Raw genomic sequence first — 20,129 nt, forward strand, 5'->3', positions numbered from 1 at the left:
CCGCCGCCTGACGGCTCAGAGTTTCGAGCCGAAGGAACGCAGCAGACCGCTGTACGGCTTCGGTTGTGGCGTGGCGAACTCTCCCCTACCCGATTTGCGCAGGCCGAGGGTGATCAGCGACTGCACGGTGAGGGTGGCCGCGGCAACGCCGTCGATCACCGGTACGCCGATCTCGTCGCGAATGTGGTTACAGAGGTCGGCCATGCCCGCGCAACCGAGCACGATCGCATCAGAGCCATCGGCGTCGACCGCATCGCTGCAGGCCTGCGTGATGATTTTGCGCGCATCCGGATCGTCCAGGGCGAGCACCGGGATCTCGCAGGCGCGGATCCCGCGGCAAAAGCGCCGCATGCCATAGCGATACACCAGTTCATCCGCGCGGCCGATGGTGCGGCTCAGCGTCGTGACGATGCTGAAGCCGCCACCGAGGTGACTTGCGGTGTACATGGCTGCCTCCGCGATGCCGATTACCGGGCCGCGTGCCAGTTCTCGGGCCGCATCCAAGCCGGGATCGCCGAAGCACGCGATCACATAGCCGTCGATACTTTCGTGTTCGCCGCGCCGGATGGCGTCGAGAATGCCTGGGACGCTGAGGGCTTCGTCATAATGACTCTCGATCGAGGCGGGCCCCATGTCGGCGGTTACCGCATCGAGCAGCGTGCCCCGGCCCGTTACGGCCTTGGCACACTGCTCGATCGTGTCGGTCATCGCCCTGGTGGTATTCGGGTTGACGACCCGGATGCGCATCAGGCACTGACTCCCTTCACTGCCAACCGGGTTCGGGTGGCCAGCAGGTAGTAGACGAGAAAGCCGAGGCCGCAGCCGATGAACCAGCTGTACTGCGCGGCGGTGTACATGCCGGTGACATCCTTGGCGAGCACCGGGATCACCGCGACGATCGCGCCGACGGCGGTGGCGATGATCGCTGCCGGGTTGTAACCCCTGCTGTACCAGTAGGTTCCGGTCCGCGACAAGGTGAACAAGTCGTCGACGACGACCTGCTGTTTGCGCACCAGGTAGTAGTCGGCGATGAGGACACCGAACAGCGGGCCGATGAATGCGCCCAGCACTTCCAGGGTGTAGTGGATGACCTCCGGATTGTTGTACAGGTTCCACGGCGTGATCAGGATCGAGCCGACCGCGGCGATCATGCCGCCCGCGCGCCAGCTGATTCGCTGCGGGCTGACGTGCGAGAAGTCGAAGGCCGGTGAGATGAAGTTGGCGACGATATTGATGCCGATGGTGGCGATGGTGAAGGTCAACGCGCCCAGGACGATCGCGAAGGTGCTGTCGATACGGGCCACCGTCGCAACGGGATCGGTGATCAGCTGACCGTAGACCGGGACCGTCAGCGATGCGGTTATCACCACCAGCAGCGAGAACAGCAGGAAGTTGACCGGCAGCCCGAGCAGATTGCCGCGCCGCACCGCCGCGAAACTCTTTCCGTAGCGGGAGAAGTCGCCGAAGTTCAGCATCGGACCGGAGAAATAGGAGACCACCAGCGCGATCGCGCCGAGCATGACGGGGACCGAGGCCCAGCCGGTGTACTTCACCTCACCGAGCTTCAGGTCGATGGCGCTCCAACCGGCCTTGGCGATCAGGTAACCGCAGAGCAGGAACATCACGACATATACAGCGGGACCGCAGAAGTCGATGAACTTGCGAATCGATTCCATGCCGCGCCAGAACACGCAGGCCTGCACCACCCATAGCAATAGATAACTGCCCCATCCGAGCACCGAGAGACCGAGGAACCCATAGTCGTCGACGACCGCATACCGGGCCAGGCTCGGAAACAGTTTCACCAGTACGACATCCAGCGCCGCCGAGGCGAGGAAGGTCTGGATGCCGTACCAGGCGACGGCGATCAGGCCACGGATGATCGCCGGAATATTCGCGCCGAGCACCCCGAATGCGCTGCGGCACATGACCGGATAGGGCACCCCGGTCACCTGACTCGGCTTCGCGACCAGATTGCAGAAGAAATAGACGATGGTGATGCCGATCAGCAGCGCCACGAGTACCTGCCAGCTGGCTAGTCCGAGTGCGAACAGACTGCCCGCGGTGACATAGCCGCCGACACTGTGCACGTCCGACATCCAGAACGCGAAGATGTTGTAGGTACCCCAGGTCTGCTCGCGCAGCGGGGCCAGATCCGCATTCGTCAGCCGTGGGTCGTAGGCGGGCGACGCGGGAACAGGCGGCGCCGCGGTGGTAAGCGTTTCGGTCATGGTGTTTCCCATCCGAGGGTGGCTGTGCTATTTCGACCGACCTGCAAGCAGTCGCTGGCGGTGTGATCGAAACGACGGTAAGAACCATGCATTGCCCCGCCATTGCGCAGTTATTGCCCGGCTATTGCGCGATCGATATATCTTCCGGCGCGAGCAGTCCGGTATCGGTCGGCAATGTCGCGATTACCGTTTCCAACCTGCGGTGATGCCGTTCGGCCACCAGCAGAAGGCGATCCACGTCCCGGGCCATGAATGCATCGAGCATCAGCGCGTGATCGGTATGCAGGCGCACCCGATCGCCGGGGCCGATATGCACCATGGACTGCACGGGCTCGGTGACATTCCACGCGGATTCGAGCATGTGCAGCAGCCGGAACATCCGCGACGGCTTGGTCAGCGCCACGTGGAAATGGCGAGACTGGCGATGGTACGAGACCGGGTCGTCATCTCGAATCGCCTGTTCCAGTAGCGAATTCACCTCAAGCAGGCGGGCGCGGTCGGCGTCGGTGGCATTGCGGGCCGCGGCCGCCAGTGAGGCGGTTTCCAGCGTCTCCCGCGCGATATACATTTCGCGCAGCTCGTTGGAGGTCAGCTGGGCCACCGCGTACCCACCGTGCGGCCGATGGGTGACCAGTCCCTCCCCGATCAATGTCTTGAGCGCCTCGCGCACTGGGATATGGCTGACGCCGAATAATTCGGCGACCTCGCGCAGCGGGATCACGGTGCACGGCGGCACGGCGCCATCCAGAATCACCCGGCGCAGTTCGCCGAGGATCACTTGCGGTCGGCCTGGTTCGTCGACAACCAACCTGGCCAGTAGCGCCGATCGTCGTCTCGGGGGCATGCTGGCACGCTATGCGAGCCGTATTGCGATCTCGGTCGCGGATGTGACAGTCAGGAAAAGTTCACCGAACCGACTGGTCTCACGGTTGGAATTTCGGCAGCACGATGGGCCGCATGGCCGTCGTGCGATGCTGTTGGTCGGCCTAACGACAGAGGTAATCCGATGACACTTACGGCAACGCAGTCGGTGGATCGTCGCTATGTGCGCCTGGTCGCCGAGTTCGACAGACTGTTTCGGCGGCCGAGCGACGGCGGCGGGTCGCTCGTGGTCTATCAGCATGGCGAACCGGTGGTGGACGTGTGGGCCGGATTCGCGCATCCGGGCGTGCCGTGGGCCGCCGATACCGTGGCAATGGCCTATTCCACCGGCAAGGGTGTGGTCTCGACGCTGGCGCACCGACTGGCCGAGCGCGGTCTGTTCGACTACGACGAGCCGGTCGCCACCTACTGGCCCGAATTCGGGGCGGCGGGTAAGGACCGCATTACGGTGCGGGAAATGCTCACGCATCGGGCGGGTCTGCATCGGTTGCGTGATCTGCTGCCAGGGCCGGTGGCGCGTTTCTTCGACGATGCCGAGGTCACCGCCGCACTCGCGGCCTGCGCCCCCGATCCGCGCCACACGGTGACCAGCGGCTATCACGGAATCTCCTTCGGACATTTGGTCGCCGAGCTGATTCGACGGGTCTCCGGTTCGGACTTCACCGAGCTGCTGCGCACCGAAATCGCGGAACCACTTGCGGCGCAAGAGCTCTGGTTCCGGGTGCCGGAATCCGAGCGCGGCCGCATTGCCACCAACTTTCCGCGGCTCACCGTCGCGGGGATGAATTGGGACAACAGTGCGCGGCTGATGGGCCGGACTCGTTTCGCGGCGGCCGCCGAAACCACACCACGCGGGTTCGCCGATATGGTTTCCGATCCGCGCCTGCATGATTGCGTGATTCCGGGCGTCAACGGGGTCTTCTCGGCGCGTGCGCTGGCGAGGATGTACAGCGCGCTCGCGACCGATGGGCGACTCGGGGACTTCCAGTTGTTGCGGCCGGAAACGATCGAACAGATCACCCAGCGCCAGGTCTTCACTCCCGATTACGTTCTAGCGTTTCGCATTCCGTGGGCGCTGGGCTACCACGGTGTGCCGATGAAGCCGTCGAAGGCCGAACCCGTCTCCGCCTTCGGTCATTTCGGCCTCGGTGGTTCGGGGGCGTTCGCTGATCCGGCTACCGGTATGTCGCTGGCCTTCGTCACCAATCGGCTCGGTGGGAGGTTGACGCCGTTGGGCGATGCGCGACTGGCGCGGCTCGGCGCCATTGCGCACAATATCGCGAAGGCCGGATAGGCGCGGGAAATCATCGGATGATTCCTGACCATGTCGCACATTCGTGCCATGGGCTGGCAGCATGGGCGCATGGAGTTGCTGGGACTGGAGCGGATCGAGGCGGCCGCGGCGGCATTGGCGCCGGTGATTCGACGGACGCCGGTCGTCGCGTCACGGGTGTTGTCAGAGCTTGCCGGAACCGAGGTGCGGCTGAAGTGCGAAAACCTACAGCGCACTGGCTCCTTCAAGCCGCGCGGGGCGTATTTCCGGATCGCGAACCTACCGGCGCAAGATCGGGCGCGCGGCGTGGTGGCGGCAAGTGCGGGCAATCACGCGCAGGGCGTCGCATGGGCCGCGGCTTCGCTCGGGATTCGCTCGACCGTGTTCATGCCGATGGGTGCTTCGCTGCCGAAGTTGGTGGCCACCAAGGCGTATGGCGCCGAGGTGCGCCAGGTCGGTGAGACCATCGACGACTCGCTGGATGCCGCACTGGATTTCGCCGAACGGACCGGTGCGACACTGATCCATCCGTTCGATCACGCCGATATCGTCGCCGGGCAGGCGACGGTGGCACTGGAGATCATCGAGCAGATGCCCGAGGTCGGAACGGTGATCGTGCCGACCGGCGGTGGTGGGCTCCTCGCTGGGGTCGCCATTGCCCTGCATCATGTCGCACCGCGAGTGCGGGTGGTCGGGGTGCAGGCGGCCCAGGCCGCGGCATGGCCGGATTCGCTGGCGGCGGGTAAGCCGATGCGGGTGGCGCGGATGTCGACCATGGCCGACGGTATTGCGGTCGGACTGCCGGGTGAGGTGCCGTTCGCGCATGTCGCGGCGCATGTGCCCGCAGTGGTGACGGTAGATGAGGATGCGCTGTCCAAGGCGCTGCTGCTGTGTCTGGAACGCGCGAAGTTGATCGTCGAGCCCGCCGGTGCCGCCGCGGTGGCGGCCCTGATAAGTTGCGAGCCCACCGAACTCGGGCTGCAGGGGTCGGTATGCGCGATCCTGTCCGGTGGCAATATCGATCCGATGATGCTGACCAGAATCATCGGTCACGGACTGGGTGCGGCCGGGCGGTATCTGGCTGTACGCGTGACGATTCCGGATCTTCCCGGCGCGTTGAGCGGATTGCTCGCCGTGATCGGGAAGACCGGGGCGAGCGTGGTGGATGTGGTGCACTCGCGGACCGGTGGGTGGCTCGCGGTCGACGAGGTCGAGGTATCGCTGACGTTGGAGACCCGGGGTCCTACGCACCGAGCCGATGTGCTTGCCGCGCTGGAGAATTCAGGGTACGCGGTGCGCGTGGAGGATTAGTTGGGTCCGAGCGTGCTCGGACCCAACGTCGACTCCGTCAGCATTTGCGCTTGTAGAAGTACTTCGAGTTGGCATCCATATCGGCCTGGGTAATAGCCACCATATCGGTCTGGATATTGCGGATCACTGGCTTGCCCTCCAGCGCGGCCGCGGCCTCGTCGACGCCCTTCGCGCCGATCCCGGCCGGATCCTGTGCGATAAGTGCCTGCACGGTACCGGCTTTCAGATCCTCGACCTGTTTCGGACTCGCGTCGAAGCCGACCAATTTGACCTGGCCGAGCTTATTGGCATTGCGCAATCCGGTGGCCGCGCCTTCGGCCGAACTCAGGTTGGTGGCGAAGATCCCGGCGAGGTCGGGATGGGCGGCCAGTGTCGCGGTGACGATCGAAGCCGCCTGAGCCGCTTCATTATTGTTGTACTGCACGCCGAGCGAGGTGATGCCCGAATAGGCCTTCACCGCATCTTCGAAACCCTGGGCACGCGCGTCGGTAGTGGAGGTTCCGGCCTTGGTGTTGATCACCAGTACGGGGCCCTTGTCGCCGATGAGCTTGGCGAGCGTCTGCGCCGCGAGTTCGCCGCCCTTCTTGTTATCGGATGCGATCGACGACAGCGCGATCGAGGTGTCGTCCAGTGCGGTATCGACCTCGATGATTTTGATCCCGGCATCCTTGGCCTGTTTGATCGGATTCGCCATTGCCTGCGCATGGGTAGGGGCGATCAGGATGCCGCCTGGCTTATTGGCCACCACGCCGGTCAGCACCGGAGTCTGCGCGCCCGCATCGAATTTGGTCGGCGCCTGCGTCTGCAGTTTGTAGCCGAGTTTGCTCGCCTCGTCCTGCGCGCCGCACTGCATGGAGATGTAGAACGGTTCGTCGGCGACACCCGGAATCAGCACCAATTTCTTGGCATCCGTGCTGCCGGAATTGTTCACCGAACCACCACAGCCCACCACCAGTGCGCCGACCGCCGCCATCGCGCCGATCACCACCGCGGTCCGCTTCGCCACCCTCATTTGGCTACCTCCGCCTATTCTCTTATCGCGCAGTGTTGTAACTGCTTACCTCTCTACTTGCGGTCTCGGGCCCGGCGGCGCAGTTGGTCGAACCACACCGCCCCGACCAGCACCGCGCTCACCGCGATCGGCTGCCAGAACACCGGCACACCCGCGATGACGAAGCCCTTGCGGAGCACCGACGGAATGAAGACGCCGATGACGGTGCCGACGATGGTGCCGATCCCGCCGAAAAGGCTTGTCCCGCCGATGACTACACCGGCGATGGCATCCAGATTGTCGGTACCGTGTCCGCCGATGGTGGTCGTGCCGAAGTAGGCCAGATTCATGAATCCGGCCAGCCCGGCGAGTAATCCGGTCATCAGATAGACCAGCACGAGGTGGCGGGTGACCGCGATGCCCGAGCGCCGCGCGGCCTCCTCATTGGAGCCGATCGCATAGGTGTAGCGGCCGAATCGGGTTGTGTGCAGCACCAAGGCGGCGAGCACCGTTACCACCGCCGCGACCAGCACCAGATTCGGTACGCCACCCAGTGACGTCCCGAAACCCAACGAGTTGCGCAGCTTATCGGGCACCGTTCTGGTGTCGACACCGCCGGTGATGAGTTGTGCCGCACCGAGTGCCGCACCGAATGAGCCGAGTGTGACGATCAGCGGTGGAATCTTGGCCTTTGCCACCAGAATTCCATTGAGCAGGCCCCAGATGCCGCCGCCCGCAATGGAAATCAGGAAACCGACACCGATAATTCCCCAGCCGGCGCCGGTCGCGTTCTCGTCGGGACTCAGCCATTCCATCGTTTTCGCGCCGAGCACGCCCGCGAAGATCAGCACCATGCCGACCGACAGGTCGATGCCGGCGGTGATGATCACGAAGGTCATGCCCACCGAAAGCACCAGCAGCACCGACGTTTCGATCAGCAGAGTCTGCAGGGTGAAGCGGGTGGGGAAGGCGTCGGGGCGGATGACGCTGAAAACGACGTATAGTACAACGAGCACCACACCGATCCACAACGTACTCGCGCCCAGAAGTCGTTGCAGTACAGTGCGTTCCGGCAGATCGGGGCCGCCATTCGGCGCTACTTTCCTCATGCGGCGTCCTCATGTGACAGCGCTCCGGTCATCGCGCCGACCAACTGCTCCAGCGTCGCATCGGCGGCGACGAACCGGGCCACCCGCTTGCCGAGTCGCAGCACCTCGATCCGGTCGGCCACCGCCAGCACCTCGGGCATATTGTGGCTGATCAGAACGACGGCAATGCCCTGGTCACGCACATTGCGGATCACCTCGAGCACCCGCTCGCGCTGCACAACCCCGAGGGCCGCGGTCGGTTCGTCCATGAAGACGACCTTGCTCGCCCACAGCACCGCGCGCGCCACAGCGACACTCTGGCGCTGTCCGCCCGACAGGGCGCCGATCGGCACATCAGCGCTCTGCAGTGTCACGCCGAGGCGTCGGAAGTGCTCGACGGCTTGGTTTCGCATCGCCCGCTTGTCGAGCATGCCGAGTCTGCCCGCCCACCCGCGGCGAATCAGTTCCCGGCCGAGGAAGAGGTTGGCGGCCGGGTCCAGATCGGGTGCGACGGCGAGGTCCTGATATACGGTTTCGATGCCGAGATTGCGTGCGGCGGTCGGCGTACCGAGCACCGTTTCCGAACCGTCGAGCAGGATGGTCCCCGAATCCGGTTGTTCCGCCCCGGAAAGGCATTTCACCAGTGTGGATTTACCCGCGCCGTTATCGCCGATCAATGCGACGACCTCACCGGCGCGGACCTGAAAGTTGGCTCCCCGCAACGCCTCGACACCGCCGTAGCGTTTCCCCAACGCCTGGGCCTCGAGTACTACATCGCCCGGTTCCGATGCCATACCCTTACCCGCGTCTACTCAGCTGAGCAAGCGTCCGATCCATCGGCCGATGCTACGTTCGCCGCCGCCTCCCATGGGACGAATTCGGCAAAATGCGCAGGGCGCAACGAGACCGATCAGTCCCACCAGAAGCGCCACAGCTGCCGAAGCATGGATTCGGCGAGTTCATCGAGTGAATCGCGATCCTGTTCGGCAGCGTCCGGGCAGTACAGATACCCCTCCAAGGCCTGCGCGAGCGCGGCGTCTTCGGTCAGCTCCGGCTCGTGTGCGACGGCGAGCCACAGTGTGTCGGAATCCAATGCGACGAGTTCGCAGCTCCGCTCCGAGGCCGCCCACCGGCGCAGCATCAACGCGTGGTCGGCGCCGTCGAGGGCGTAGTTGAGCGCCTCGAAATCTCTCTTCATGAGCCGTCATTCAACAGCCACCCACCGACAATCTCGCCGCGTGGATGTCAATGTGCGCCACCGAGTTCCAGAGCCAAGACACCGAGAATCACCAATGCGATGCCGCCGACCTGGATCAGCGAAAGTCTTTCGTCGAGGAAAAGGACACCGATGACGGCGATGGCCGCGACGCCGACCGCCGACCAGATGCCATAGGCGACACCGATCGGCATGCCGCGCTTCAAAGCCTGGGACAGGAAGAAGAAGGCCGCGCTATAGCCGAGGACAACGATGATCGCGGGCACCAATTTGGTGAAACCGTCGGAGATTTTGAGCGATACGGTCGCGGTGATTTCGGAGGCGATGGCCAGCGCCAGCAACAGCAGGGTCATCGGCGCAGCGTAAACCAGCGATATTAAGCGTTTGCACCGGCGGATCGAAAGATCACCCGCCCCAGCAACAGGGCCTGGATCAAGATCAGGTGGCACTGATGGTGGGGCCTCTCGGGCGATGCCGCCCTCAGTTCCACCTGATCTTGATCGTTGAGCTGAGGGCCTGCGCGAGGCGCGGGTTAGGAGGAAAGGGAGCGCAGGGTGGCGACGGTGTTGCGGATCTCGGTGAGTTGGGCCGCTACCTGGACGCCTGCGGTTCCGCCGCGGGCGTTGCGGGAGGCGATCGAGCCCTGCACGGTGAGGACTTCGCGGACGTGGGGGGTCAGGGCGGGATCGATGGCGGCGAATTCTTCGTCGGTCAGTTCGTCCAGGCCGACGCCGCGCGCCTCGGCGGCGCGCACACAGGCGCCTGCGGCCTCGTGCGCGACACGGAACGGAACACCCTGCCGGACAAGCCATTCGGCGATATCGGTGGCAAGGGTGAAACCGGCGGGGGCGAGTTCGGCCATGCGGTCGGTGTGGAAGGTGAGCGTCGAGACCAGGCCCGCGATGGCCGGGAGCAGCAGCTCGAGCTGGGCGACCGAATCGAACAGGGGCTCCTTGTCCTCCTGCAGATCCCGGTTGTAGGCGAGCGGTTGGGCTTTCAGAGTGGCCAGTAGTCCGGTCAGATTGCCGATGAGGCGACCGGCCTTGCCACGAGTGAGTTCGGAGACGTCCGGATTCTTCTTCTGCGGCATGATCGACGAGCCCGTGGACCAGGCGTCGGCGAGGGTGATGTAACCGAATTCCGGTGTGCTCCAGATGATCACCTCTTCGGCCATCCTGCTCAGATCGACGCCGATCATGGCGAGCACGAACGCCGCCTCGGCCGCGAAATCACGTGCGGAGGTGGCGTCGATCGAATTCGCCGCCGCCGCATCGAAATCCAGTTCGGTCGCGATGGCTTCCGGATCGAGTCCGAGCGAGGAACCGGCCAGGGCGCCCGAACCGTAGGGCGACACCGCCGCCCGCTTATCGAAGTCGCGCAGCCGATCGATGTCGCGCAGCAGCGGATGCGCGTGTGCGAGCAGATGATGCGCGAGCAGCACCGGCTGCGCGGCCTGCAGATGCGTCTTGCCTGGCATCACCGCATCCGGATGCGCGGCCGCCTGGGCGACCAGCGCGTCGACCACCTCGAGAAGCCCGGCGGCGACCCGGCGCGCCGCATCACGCAGCCACATCCGAAAGAGCGTGGCCACCTGGTCATTACGCGAGCGCCCGGCCCGCAGTCGGCCGCCGAGTTCGGCGCCGACCCGATCGATCAGCCCGCGCTCCAGCGCACCGTGCACGTCCTCGTCGGCCTCGGCGGGGGCAAACGCACCCGAATCCACGCCCGCCGCAAGGTTATCCAGTCCGGCCAGCATGGCGGCGAGGTCGCTCTCCGACAGCAGTCCCGCCTTGTGCAGCACGCGCGCGTGTGCCTTCGACGCGCGAATGTCGTAGGGAGCCAGCGCCCAGTCGAAATGGGTCGACTTGCTCAGCGCGGCCATCGCCGCGGCCGGTCCGGACGCGAAACGTCCGCCCCAGAGCGCCCCTTCGTTGGTGCTGCCGCTCTGCGTCATCGTGTGCTGTCTCCTCAGGGTCGTCGGGCGGTGAACAAAATGTCGGTGGTCATTTTCGCGGCGGCGTCTTGCGGCACTTCGCGGCCGCGGTTGCGCAGTACCTCGACCGGATCGGCGCGGGTCGCCGTCCAGCCATGGCTGGTGAACCAGTCGATCGGATCGCTGCGGCCCTCGTCGGAATACCACAGGGTGCCGACGTCGACCCGGACGTCGATTTCAGCGGATTCCACCTCTCGCACGGCATTCGGGTCGGGTGCCGGCATTCCCGAGCGGTAGATCCCCACGCGACTGCCCGGCGCACTCAGCGCCACGATGCTGTCGAACAGCCGGTCCTGCGCATCCGCCGGGAGGTAGCGCAACAGTCCCTCGACCAGCCATGCCGTCGGCACGGCAGGGTCGAATCCGTGCTCCCGCATCGCCGTTGGCCAATCCTGACGCAGATCCACCGCAACCTCACGGCGCTCTGCCACAGGCTCTACGTCCGCGAGCGCTACCGCCTTGAACTCCAATACCTTTGGCAGATCCAATTCGAATACCGTTGTCCCGCTGGGCCATTCGAGTCGGTACGCTCTAGCATCCAAGCCCGCTGCCAGGATGACGAACTGACTGATGCCGTCAGTAGCCGCATCCTGGCAGTAAGTATCCAAATAGCAGGTGCGCGCGATCAACGAGCCGATGATCGGGCCCATCGCCCGCGTCGCGGCCTCCTCGAGGCCCTCGACCTCACCGCGGGCGATGCGCGTCCACGACTCCGAGCCGACGGCCGTCACCAGCAGTTCGGCATAGGAGTCGTGGAACAGCGCGTCCGGGCGACGGGATTCGGCCGCGCGCATGGCGGCGACGCCGAGGGCGGTGGCGCCCACGCTCGACTCGATATCCCAGCTGTCGTCGTCGGTCCGCATGGCGCTCCTTTCGGGTCGGCGCGATGGCACCGACCCGATCGAGCCTAATAGGCGCAGTCGGACGCAGTCCGTCGCTGAATCTCGCGCGCTCGGCCGAGCGAAGGCGACGCCTACTTCTGGTTGAGGTCGCGACGGGCCGCGACCTTGGAGGACAGGCCGTGGATCTGCACGAATCCCTTGGCGAGCGACTGGTCGAAGCTGTCGCCCTCGTCGTAGGTGGCCAGGTTGAAGTCGTAGAGCGACTGCTCGGAGCGGCGGCCGTTGACCACGACGGAACCGCCGTGCAGCACCATCCGGATATCGCCGGTGACGTGCTGCTGGGTTTCGGCGACGAAGGCATCCAGTGCACGCTTGAGGGGGGAGAACCAGAGGCCGTCGTAGGCCAGCTCGCCCCAGCGCTGCTCGACCTGCCGCTTGTAGCGGCCCAGTTCGCGCTCGATGGTGACGTTTTCCAGGGCCTGGTGCGCGGTGATCAGCGCGATCGCGCCGGGGGCCTCGTAGATCTCGCGGCTCTTGATGCCGACGAGCCGGTCCTCGACCATATCGAGGCGACCGACGCCCTGGCGGCCCGCCCGGTGGTTCAGCTCGACGATGGCCTCGAGCACGCTGACCTGGCGACCGTCGATGGCGACCGGTACACCCTTGTCGAAGGTGACGATGAGTTCGTCGGGCGCCTCGAAGTTCACCGTCGGGTCCGAGGTGTAGTCGTAGACGTCCTTGGTCGGCGCATTCCAGAGGTCCTCGAGGAAGCCGGTCTCCACCGCGCGACCCCACACGTTCTGGTCGATCGAGAACGGCGACTTCTTGGTGACATTGATCGGGAGCTGGTTCTCCTCGGCGAAGGCGATGGCCTTCTCCCGAGTCCAGGCGTAGTCGCGGACCGGGGCGATCACATTCAGGTCGGGAGCCAGCGCGCCGATGCCGACCTCGAAGCGGACCTGATCGTTGCCCTTACCGGTGCAGCCGTGCGCGACGGTGCTCGCGCCATGGAACTTGGCGGCCTCGACCAGGTGCTTGACGATGAGCGGGCGGCTGATCGCCGAGACCAGCGGGTACTGGCCCATGTACATGGCGTTGGCCTGGATGGTCGGCAGGCAGTACTCGTTGGCGAATTCGTCGCGCGCATCGACCACGATCGCCTCGACGGCGCCGCAGTCCAGCGCACGCTGGCGCACCACATTCATGTCCTCGCCGCCCTGGCCCAGATCGATGGCGACCGCCACGACCTCGGCGCCGGTCTCCTTGCCGATCCAGCTGATCGCAACGGAGGTATCGAGCCCACCGGAGTAGGCGAGTACGACGCGCTCGGACATGTCTTTGTGCTCCTCGGTTTCGTGCTTGTCTGCAGGTCGTGCCCGCATCCGCGGGCGGCTGGGCGCGGCGCCCACCGACGCGCCCAAATCGCACGTCAGGCGGCCCTCACCGTCTTGCAAATGATTATGCACGATGATGCAAGCCCATTCACAACCGGGTCCGAGTTCAACCTTCCCGGTAGCACCTTGGCACCCCCTTGCACCTATGTCACGCTTTATCCGTTAACTATCGGAGCGGGCAAAGGACGGACCCATGCTGCTGCACCTCATAGCAGGAGAATTCAGCACCCTCGGCAACGACGTCCTCGACCTCGGCCGCGCCCTACTCGACCTCGTCCAAGACATCATCAGCGTCGGCACTCCAGACACCCCCCACAGCGGCGGCCAATACCCGTTCGGCTGAGGCACAAGAAGACTCGCGCCGTGCAATAGCATCGCCATCCAGCGCTCGCCTCGACCATGTTGTGCCCTATGCGGGGTAGCCACTGATGTGCGTCACCAATCGCAGTGTCGGTCACGTCGAGCGACCGGCGACTCTGCGCGACGAGAGTTCGCGCCTCAGGCCAGTTCCTCGATTTTGGCGGCTAGTTCGGCGCCTGTGAGGGGTTCGCGGGCTATTACCGCGATGGTGTCGTCGCCAGCGATGGTGCCCACGATGAAGGGGAGGGCAGCGCGGTCCAGAGCGCTGGCCAAGTAGTGGGCGGCGCCAGGTGGGGTGCGCAGTACGGCGATATTGCCGCTGGCATCGGTGGAGACCAGGAGGTCGCCGAGGAGTTTGGAGAGGCGGTCGGTTCCACCCGTGACACCGCGCACCGGGCTGCCGTCTTCGGGCACCACGTAGACACCCGCACCGCCGTCGGCGGCGCGCAGTTTGACGGCGCCGAGTTCATCGAGGTCGCGGGAAAGAGTGGCCTGAGTGGTTTCGATGCCTTCGGCGGCGAGCAGCGCGGCGAGTTCGGTCTGGCTGCGGACCGCGTGGGCCGTCAGCAGTTCGATAATGCGGGACTGGCGGCCGGCGCGGGTTCGAGCGATAGCGGGAGCGGACTTACCCGCGTCGGGCTGGACGGTCATGACCATGCCTCACCGAAACGTCTCGCACCGGGCCCGAAGAAGGCCGTGTTGGATCGGCCGCGGGGCCCCGCGTGGTCACCCCGAGCCCTCGAGTCTGTCGCTGCCGCGGCACCGGATCGCTCGCAAGCACTCACCGCGCCTCACCTCGCTTGGCCAACAACCACACCAGCAGCGCCTTCTGTGCATGCAGCCGATTTTCCGCCTCGTCCCACACCGCGCTATGCGGTCCGTCGAGCACCTCGTCGGTGATCTCCTCGCCGCGATGCGCCGGAAGGCAGTGCAGCACAAGGGCATCCGGCTGCGCCTTGGCAAGCAGATCGTCGTTGAGCTGGAACGGACGGAATGGGCCGACGCGATCGAGACCGTCGTTCTCCTGACCCATGGAAGTCCAGGTATCGGTCACCAGAGCATCGGCACCCGCCGCGGCGGCAACCGGGTCGCCGGTGAGGGTGATGGTCGCGCCGGTCTCGGCCGCCCGCTTGCGCGCGGCTTCCAGGATCCATGGCAATGGTTCGAAACCCGTTGGCGCGGCGATGGTTACGTTCATGCCCGCAGTCACACCACCGAGCAGCAGCGAGTGCGCCATATTGTTCGCGCCGTCGCCGAAGTAGGTGAGGTTGCGTCCGACCAGACTGCCCTTGCGCTCGACGAGGGTCTGGAGATCGGCGAGCACCTGACAAGGGTGGAACTCATTGGACAAGGCATTGACGACCGGAACCGTTGCGGTAACCGCCATTTCGTCCAAACGCAGCTGTTCGAAGGTGCGCCACACGATCGCATCGACATAGCGCGAGAGCACCCTGCCGGTATCGCCGAGCGTCTCCTCGCGCCCGAGCTGGGTGTCGCGACCGTCGACCACCACCGCATGCCCGCCGAGCTGCGCAATACCCATCTCGAACGAGAACCGCGTGCGGGTGGAGTTCTTCTCGAAGATCACCCCGACTCCGCGCGGCCCCTCCAGCGGCCGGTGCGCGAACGGGTCCTTCTTCAATTCCGCTGCCAGCGCGAGGATTTCGGCCTGCTCGGCAGGCGTGACATCATCGTCGCGCAGAAAGTGCCGAATCGGTCCACCCGTATCCCGGCCGCCGCCCCTCCGGGAATCGCTCCGCGATGCTGTACTCATTTGTCCCCCTTGGCGTCCGCGATCGCACCGTCGAGGATCTCGGGCAGATCGCCGACGAAATTGTCGGCCTGGGTCTCGGTGAGCACCAGCGGCGGCGCGAGCCGAATGATATTGGGCTTGGGCGCATTCACCAGATAGCCCGCCTCGCGCGCCCGGTTCTCGACCTCGGCCGAGATATCGTCGGTCAGCACGATACCGAGCAGCAGACCCGCGCCCCGCACGTGATCGATCAGCGGGTGCTCGAGCAGTTCGATGCCATCACTGAGCCGCTTGCCGACGGATTCGACATGAGCGAGCAGATCGGTCTCATCGATGGTCCGCAGAACCGCCAAAGCCGCTGCGGCACAGACCGCGTTGCCGCCGAACGTGGTGCCGTGCAGACCCGGCGTCAGCAGATCGGCGGCCGGTCCGGTGGCCAGCACCGCACCGATCGGCAGCCCACCGCCGAGCCCCTTGGCCAGTGTGATCACATCCGGCACAATGCCGAATGCCTGATGCGCGTAGAACTTTCCGCACCGGCCGATACCGGTCTGCACCTCGTCGAGGACCAGCAGCGCACCGTGACGCGCGGTGATCTCCCGCGCCTTCACCAGATAGTCGATCGGCGGCACGACAACGCCGCTCTCCCCCATCATCGGTTCGAGGAATACCGCCGCGGTGTCCTCGTCGACAACCGCCTCGAGCGCCGCCACATCGCCGTAGGGCACATGGACGACACCGGCGGGCATCGGCTCGAACGGCGTCCGCTTGGAGGGCTGTCCGGTGAGCGCGAGCGCACCCATGGTCCGGCCGTGGAAGGCCTCATCGGTCGCGATGATCTTGGGCCGACCGGTCAGCCGCGCCATTTTGAACGCCGCCTCAACGGCCTCGGTGCCGGAGTTGCAGAAGAACGCGCGGCCGTGGCCGTCCCCGAATTCACCGTCACCGAAGTGCGCGAGCAGCCGTTCGGCCAGTTCGATGACCGGTTCGTTGGCGTAGATATTCGAGGTGTGGCCCAATGTGCCGAGCTGCTGGGTGACGGCTTCCAGAATCGCCGGATGTGCGTGGCCGAGGCTGTTGACCGCGATGCCGCCGAGAAAGTCGATGTAGCGTTTGCCGTCCGCGTCGTAGACCACCGCACCCGCACCGCGCACCAGCGCGACCTTGGGGGTGGCGTAGTTCTTCATCAACGCGGCGGACCACCGCTGTTGCAGCTCTGCTGTGTCACTCATATTTTCGTTCCGTTCAGTGTGTCCGCCGCGCTCGTCGGCAGCGGGGCGGGCGTCACCATCGTTCCGATTCCTTCTCCGGTGAACAGTTCCAACAGCACCGAATGCGGGACCCGACCGTCGATGACATGTGCGGTCGGCACTCCGCCCTGCACGGCGCGCAGGCAGGCTTCCATCTTGGGCACCATGCCCGCATCAAGTCGCGGGAGCAACTCGGCCAGTTCGGCGGCGTCGAGGTGCGAGGTGAGCGACGAACGGTCCGGCCAGTTGGTGTACAGGCCCTCGACGTCGGTCAGGATCACCAGCTTTTCCGCGCCGATACCCTCGGCGAGCGCGGCCGCAGCGGTATCGGCATTGATGTTGTGCACCACGCCGTCGGCATCCGGGGCGATGGTGGAGACCACCGGAATGCGCCCCGCGCCGATGAGGTCGAGCACCGCGTCGGCATTCACCTCGGTGACATCGCCGACCAGCCCGATATCTGTCGCCTCGCCGTCGACATCGACGGTGCGTCGAGTCGCGGTGAAAAGGCGCGCGTCTTCACCGGAGATGCCGACCGCGTACGGGCCGTGCGCATTGATCAGCCCGACCAGTTCCCGACCGACCTGACCGAACAGCACCATCCGCACCACGTCCATTACCTCGGGTGTGGTGACGCGGAAGCCACCGCGAAATTCGCCTTGCAGCCCAAGCTTTTTCAGCATTGCGCTGATCTGCGGTCCGCCGCCGTGCACCACCACCGGTTGCACACCGACGGTGCGCAGGAACGCCATATCGGCGGCGAAGGCATGTTTCAGGCCCGCATCGATCATCGCATTGCCGCCATATTTGACGACTACGATTTTGTCGCGGAACTTCTGCAGCCACGGCAATGCGTCGGCGAGGACGTGCGCCTTGTCCAACGCCGAAAGTCCCTGCACCGCATCGCTGGTAATGGCTCCGGCTCGCTGGCGCTCACCTTCGCCGTGCCCAGCGATGCCGACTGTGTTGAGGGTTCGCTCGCCGCGCTCGATCATGAGCTGTAGGCCGAATTCTCTTCGACATAGCCGTGCGACAGATCGGTGGTCCGCACGGTGGCGGTGCCGTCACCGACATTCAGTTCGATCCGCACCTCGATATCGGCGCCGGACAGATCTACCTCGCGCGCACCCGGCGCTCCGACGCCGTCGACGCAGACCGGATTTCCGTTGAACGACACCGAGATCCGGTTCGGATCCAGGGTGATCGGCGCGATGCCGACGGCGGCGAGCACCCGGCCCCAGTTCGGGTCGGAACCGAAGAGCGCGGTCTTGACCAGACTGTCGCGGGCGACGGCGCGCGCCGCGATCAGCGCCTCATCCTCGGAGACCGCACCGGCGACGGTGATCTGCACCCGCTTGGTCACGCCCTCTGCGTCGGCCATCAGCTGGGCGGCCAGATCGTCGCAGACCGCGAGCACCGCAGCGTCGAGGTCCTCCTGTGACGGCGTGGCCTCGCTCGCCCCGTTGGCGAGCAGCAACACGGTGTCATTGGTGGAGCAGGAGCCGTCGACATCGAGCCGGTCGAAGGTGAGCCGCGTCGCGTTGCGCAGTGCGCGATCCAGCTGTTCGGCACTCGCGGCGGCATCGGTGGTGAGCACCACCAGCATGGTCGCCAGCGAGGGGGCGAGCATGCCCGCGCCCTTGGCCATGCCGCCGACATTCCACTTGTCGCGGTGGTGGAACGCCGCTTCCTTGGGCACGGTGTCGGTTGTCATGATCGCGTGCGCCGCATCGAGTCCGCCGGACAGTCCGCCGCCCATTTCGTGCACGATCTCGGTGACGGCCGGGATCACCTTGTCCATCGGCAGCCGGTCGCCGATCAAACCCGTTGAGCAGACCGCGATTTCGCCCGCGCCGGTTTCGGTGCCCCAATTGCTCAGCGCCTTGGCCAATTCCTCGGCGGTCTGGTGGGTATCCTGGAATCCGCCTGGACCGGTACAGGCATTGGCTCCACCGGAATTCAGGATCACCGCACGCAAGCGGCCAGTGGTGAGCACCTGCTGCGACCACAGCACCGGTGCGGCCTTCACCTGGTTGCGGGTGAACACGCCCGCGGCCGCGTATTCCGGGCCCTCGTTGAATACCAGTGCCAGATCGGGTTTTCCGCTGGCCTTGATGCCAGCGGCGATGCCAGCAGCCCGGAAGCCGAGCGGTGCGGTCACGCCCTGGCTCCGGACCAGCTTGCCTGCCGGAGTTCCGATCGTCGTCACGGTGCCACTCCTACGGTGGAAAGTCCTGCGGTCTCGTCGAATCCGACCGCCAGATTCATGGATTGAACCGCGGCGCCCGCGGTGCCCTTGGTCAGGTTGTCGATCGCGCCGATCACCACCAGCAGTCCGGCATCGGCATCCACCGCGACCTGGAGGGTGACGGCATTGGAGCCGAGTACCGAACCCGTCTGCGGCAGTGTGCCTTCTGGCAGCAGCTGCACGAATGGTTCGTCGGCGTAAGCCTTTTCATAGACCGCGCGAGCCTGTTCAGCGTCGACTCGGGTCGGGGCCGTGCAGGTCGCGAGGATGCCACGCGGCATCGGCGCCAGCACCGGGGTGAACGACACGGCGACCTCGCTACCACCGGCGGCCCGCAGGTTCTGCGCGATTTCCGGGGTGTGCCGGTGCGCGCCCGCGATGCCATAGGCCCGCACCGAACCCATCACCTCGGAGCCGAGCAGACCGATATCGAGTTTGCGGCCCGCGCCCGAAGTACCGCTCACCGCAACAACATTCACCTTCGGTTCGACGATTCCGGCCGCGATCGCGGGTGCCAGCGCGAGGCTGGCGACCGTGGGATAGCAACCGGGAACGGCGATCCGGTGCGCGCCGCGCAGTCGCTCGCGCCCGCCCGGCAGTTCCGGTAGGCCATAGGGCCAGCTGCCCGCGTGCGTGGTGCCGTAGTACTTCTCCCAGGCGACCGCGTCGGTCAGCCGGAAGTCGGCGCCGCAGTCGATGATCACCGTCGACTCCGGCAGCTGCTCCGCGATGGCCGCCGATTGGCCGTGCGGCAGGCCGAGGAAGACGATGTCATGGCCGGCCAGCTCGTCGAGCGTGGTCGGCGCGAGCACGCGGTCGGCTAGGGGCAGCAGGTGCGGCTGGAGCTCCCCCAGCGTGCTACCCGCATTCGATCCCGCGGTCAGCGCCCCGATGACGAGGCGCCCGTCGCGGTAGGCCGGATGACCGAGCAAGAGACGCAACACCTCGCCGCCGGCGTATCCACTGGCACCGGCGACAGCAACCCGCAACACTGGGTTACTCGACGAATCAACCATGTGATGATTATGCACGATTATGCAAGCTCATTCATGAACGGGGGTCTGCATAGCCCAGCCGGACCCTTGTCACCAGGCCGTTCCGTTATACGCCTGAGCGGTCATACCCGGAAAGAACCCATCTCAATCGGGTTGATGAGATTTAGCACCCGCCCCGACGGGGACAGACGGGAGTCCCAGGATCGCGGTGGACCCGACTGCCCATCAGACCGGTGCTCACCGCGACCTGAGTAGCGACCACGATGATCAACAGTCCAGCAGCGGCGTAGAACCCGAGTTGG

The 20,129-nt window shown here is 65.4% G+C and carries 20 protein-coding genes; 3 read left to right on the forward strand and 17 right to left on the reverse strand.

What is annotated here, in order from left to right:
- Positions 1 to 15 precede the first annotated feature (15 nt).
- The 3 genes from AB0J47_RS27810 to AB0J47_RS27820 form a co-directional block, all read right to left on the reverse strand.
- Positions 16 to 747: an aspartate/glutamate racemase family protein gene (locus AB0J47_RS27810; RefSeq protein ID WP_364352143.1), complete on the reverse strand. Its 732-nt coding sequence runs from the start codon at positions 745 to 747 to the stop codon at positions 16 to 18.
- On the reverse strand, positions 747 to 2,231 hold the full coding sequence (locus tag AB0J47_RS27815) for an NCS1 family nucleobase:cation symporter-1 (protein WP_364352146.1): 1,485 nt from the start codon (positions 2,229 to 2,231) through the stop codon (positions 747 to 749). The genes AB0J47_RS27810 and AB0J47_RS27815 overlap by 1 nt, the downstream gene beginning before the upstream one ends.
- Before the next feature lie 121 nt (positions 2,232 to 2,352).
- Positions 2,353 to 3,075, reverse strand: a complete 723-nt coding sequence (locus tag AB0J47_RS27820) for a GntR family transcriptional regulator (RefSeq protein ID WP_364352149.1) — start codon at positions 3,073 to 3,075, stop codon at positions 2,353 to 2,355.
- 162 nt (positions 3,076 to 3,237) lie between these two features.
- Between AB0J47_RS27820 and AB0J47_RS27825 the strand changes: the two genes are divergently transcribed.
- Entirely contained in the window at positions 3,238 to 4,407 is a 1,170-nt protein-coding gene (locus tag AB0J47_RS27825; protein WP_364352152.1) for a serine hydrolase domain-containing protein, read from the forward strand.
- A gap of 69 nt (positions 4,408 to 4,476) precedes the next feature.
- Entirely contained in the window at positions 4,477 to 5,697 is a 1,221-nt protein-coding gene (gene ilvA / locus AB0J47_RS27830; protein ID WP_364352155.1) for a threonine ammonia-lyase, read from the forward strand.
- Between the two features lie 37 nt (positions 5,698 to 5,734).
- Here the strand turns inward: ilvA and AB0J47_RS27835 are convergent, their stop codons facing one another.
- The 8 genes from AB0J47_RS27835 to AB0J47_RS27870 all read right to left on the reverse strand — a co-directional run bounded on the left by AB0J47_RS27835 (position 5,735) and on the right by AB0J47_RS27870 (position 13,161).
- Positions 5,735 to 6,709 carry an ABC transporter substrate-binding protein gene (locus tag AB0J47_RS27835; RefSeq protein ID WP_364352158.1) on the reverse strand — a complete coding sequence of 325 codons (975 nt, stop codon included), beginning with the start codon at positions 6,707 to 6,709 and terminating at the stop codon, positions 5,735 to 5,737.
- A 53-nt stretch (positions 6,710 to 6,762) separates the two neighbouring features.
- A complete protein-coding gene (locus tag AB0J47_RS27840; protein ID WP_364352161.1) occupies positions 6,763 to 7,797 on the reverse strand; it encodes an ABC transporter permease in 1,035 nt (344 codons plus the stop codon).
- Positions 7,794 to 8,570: an ATP-binding cassette domain-containing protein gene (locus AB0J47_RS27845; RefSeq protein WP_364352164.1), complete on the reverse strand. Its 777-nt coding sequence runs from the start codon at positions 8,568 to 8,570 to the stop codon at positions 7,794 to 7,796. The genes AB0J47_RS27840 and AB0J47_RS27845 overlap by 4 nt, the downstream gene beginning before the upstream one ends.
- 116 nt (positions 8,571 to 8,686) lie before the next feature.
- Positions 8,687 to 8,974: a DUF4253 domain-containing protein gene (locus AB0J47_RS27850; RefSeq protein ID WP_364352167.1), complete on the reverse strand. Its 288-nt coding sequence runs from the start codon at positions 8,972 to 8,974 to the stop codon at positions 8,687 to 8,689.
- A gap of 47 nt (positions 8,975 to 9,021) precedes the next feature.
- On the reverse strand, positions 9,022 to 9,345 hold the full coding sequence (locus AB0J47_RS27855) for a multidrug efflux SMR transporter (RefSeq protein ID WP_364352170.1): 324 nt from the start codon (positions 9,343 to 9,345) through the stop codon (positions 9,022 to 9,024).
- Positions 9,346 to 9,524: 179 nt separating this feature from the next.
- Positions 9,525 to 10,946 (reverse strand): argininosuccinate lyase, encoded by a 1,422-nt coding sequence (gene argH / locus AB0J47_RS27860; RefSeq protein WP_364352173.1) that lies wholly within the window; start codon positions 10,944 to 10,946, stop codon positions 9,525 to 9,527.
- 14 nt (positions 10,947 to 10,960) lie between these two features.
- Complete coding sequence (locus AB0J47_RS27865) at positions 10,961 to 11,848, reverse strand: class I SAM-dependent methyltransferase (RefSeq protein WP_364352176.1); 888 nt, start codon at positions 11,846 to 11,848, stop codon at positions 10,961 to 10,963.
- 110 nt (positions 11,849 to 11,958) lie between these two features.
- Positions 11,959 to 13,161, reverse strand: a complete 1,203-nt coding sequence (locus AB0J47_RS27870; RefSeq protein WP_364352179.1) for an argininosuccinate synthase — start codon at positions 13,159 to 13,161, stop codon at positions 11,959 to 11,961.
- A 253-nt stretch (positions 13,162 to 13,414) separates the two neighbouring features.
- Between AB0J47_RS27870 and AB0J47_RS27875 the strand changes: the two genes are divergently transcribed.
- Positions 13,415 to 13,564: a hypothetical protein gene (locus tag AB0J47_RS27875; RefSeq protein WP_364352182.1), complete on the forward strand. Its 150-nt coding sequence runs from the start codon at positions 13,415 to 13,417 to the stop codon at positions 13,562 to 13,564.
- Between the two features lie 155 nt (positions 13,565 to 13,719).
- Here AB0J47_RS27875 and AB0J47_RS27880 read toward each other — a convergent pair whose 3' ends face one another.
- The 6 genes from AB0J47_RS27880 to argC form a co-directional block, all read right to left on the reverse strand.
- Positions 13,720 to 14,232 carry an arginine repressor gene (locus AB0J47_RS27880; protein WP_040689265.1) on the reverse strand — a complete coding sequence of 171 codons (513 nt, stop codon included), beginning with the start codon at positions 14,230 to 14,232 and terminating at the stop codon, positions 13,720 to 13,722.
- A 130-nt stretch (positions 14,233 to 14,362) separates the two neighbouring features.
- On the reverse strand, positions 14,363 to 15,355 hold the full coding sequence (argF, locus tag AB0J47_RS27885; protein ID WP_364352186.1) for an ornithine carbamoyltransferase: 993 nt from the start codon (positions 15,353 to 15,355) through the stop codon (positions 14,363 to 14,365).
- Positions 15,352 to 16,566 carry an acetylornithine transaminase gene (locus AB0J47_RS27890; RefSeq protein ID WP_364352189.1) on the reverse strand — a complete coding sequence of 405 codons (1,215 nt, stop codon included), beginning with the start codon at positions 16,564 to 16,566 and terminating at the stop codon, positions 15,352 to 15,354. The genes argF and AB0J47_RS27890 overlap by 4 nt, the downstream gene beginning before the upstream one ends.
- Positions 16,563 to 17,498 carry an acetylglutamate kinase gene (argB, locus tag AB0J47_RS27895; RefSeq protein WP_364352503.1) on the reverse strand — a complete coding sequence of 312 codons (936 nt, stop codon included), beginning with the start codon at positions 17,496 to 17,498 and terminating at the stop codon, positions 16,563 to 16,565. Before argB ends, AB0J47_RS27890 begins: the two co-directional genes overlap by 4 nt.
- A gap of 77 nt (positions 17,499 to 17,575) precedes the next feature.
- Positions 17,576 to 18,793: a bifunctional glutamate N-acetyltransferase/amino-acid acetyltransferase ArgJ gene (argJ, locus tag AB0J47_RS27900; protein WP_364352192.1), complete on the reverse strand. Its 1,218-nt coding sequence runs from the start codon at positions 18,791 to 18,793 to the stop codon at positions 17,576 to 17,578.
- The gene (gene argC, locus AB0J47_RS27905; RefSeq protein WP_364352195.1) at positions 18,790 to 19,848 is read right to left on the reverse strand and encodes an N-acetyl-gamma-glutamyl-phosphate reductase; all 1,059 of its coding nucleotides are present in this window, start codon (positions 19,846 to 19,848) and stop codon (positions 18,790 to 18,792) included. The genes argJ and argC overlap by 4 nt, the downstream gene beginning before the upstream one ends.
- Positions 19,849 to 20,129: the final 281 nt, after the last annotated feature.

This window comes from Nocardia sp. NPDC049737 (assembly GCF_040674755.1).
GTDB lineage: Bacteria > Actinomycetota > Actinomycetes > Mycobacteriales > Mycobacteriaceae > Nocardia.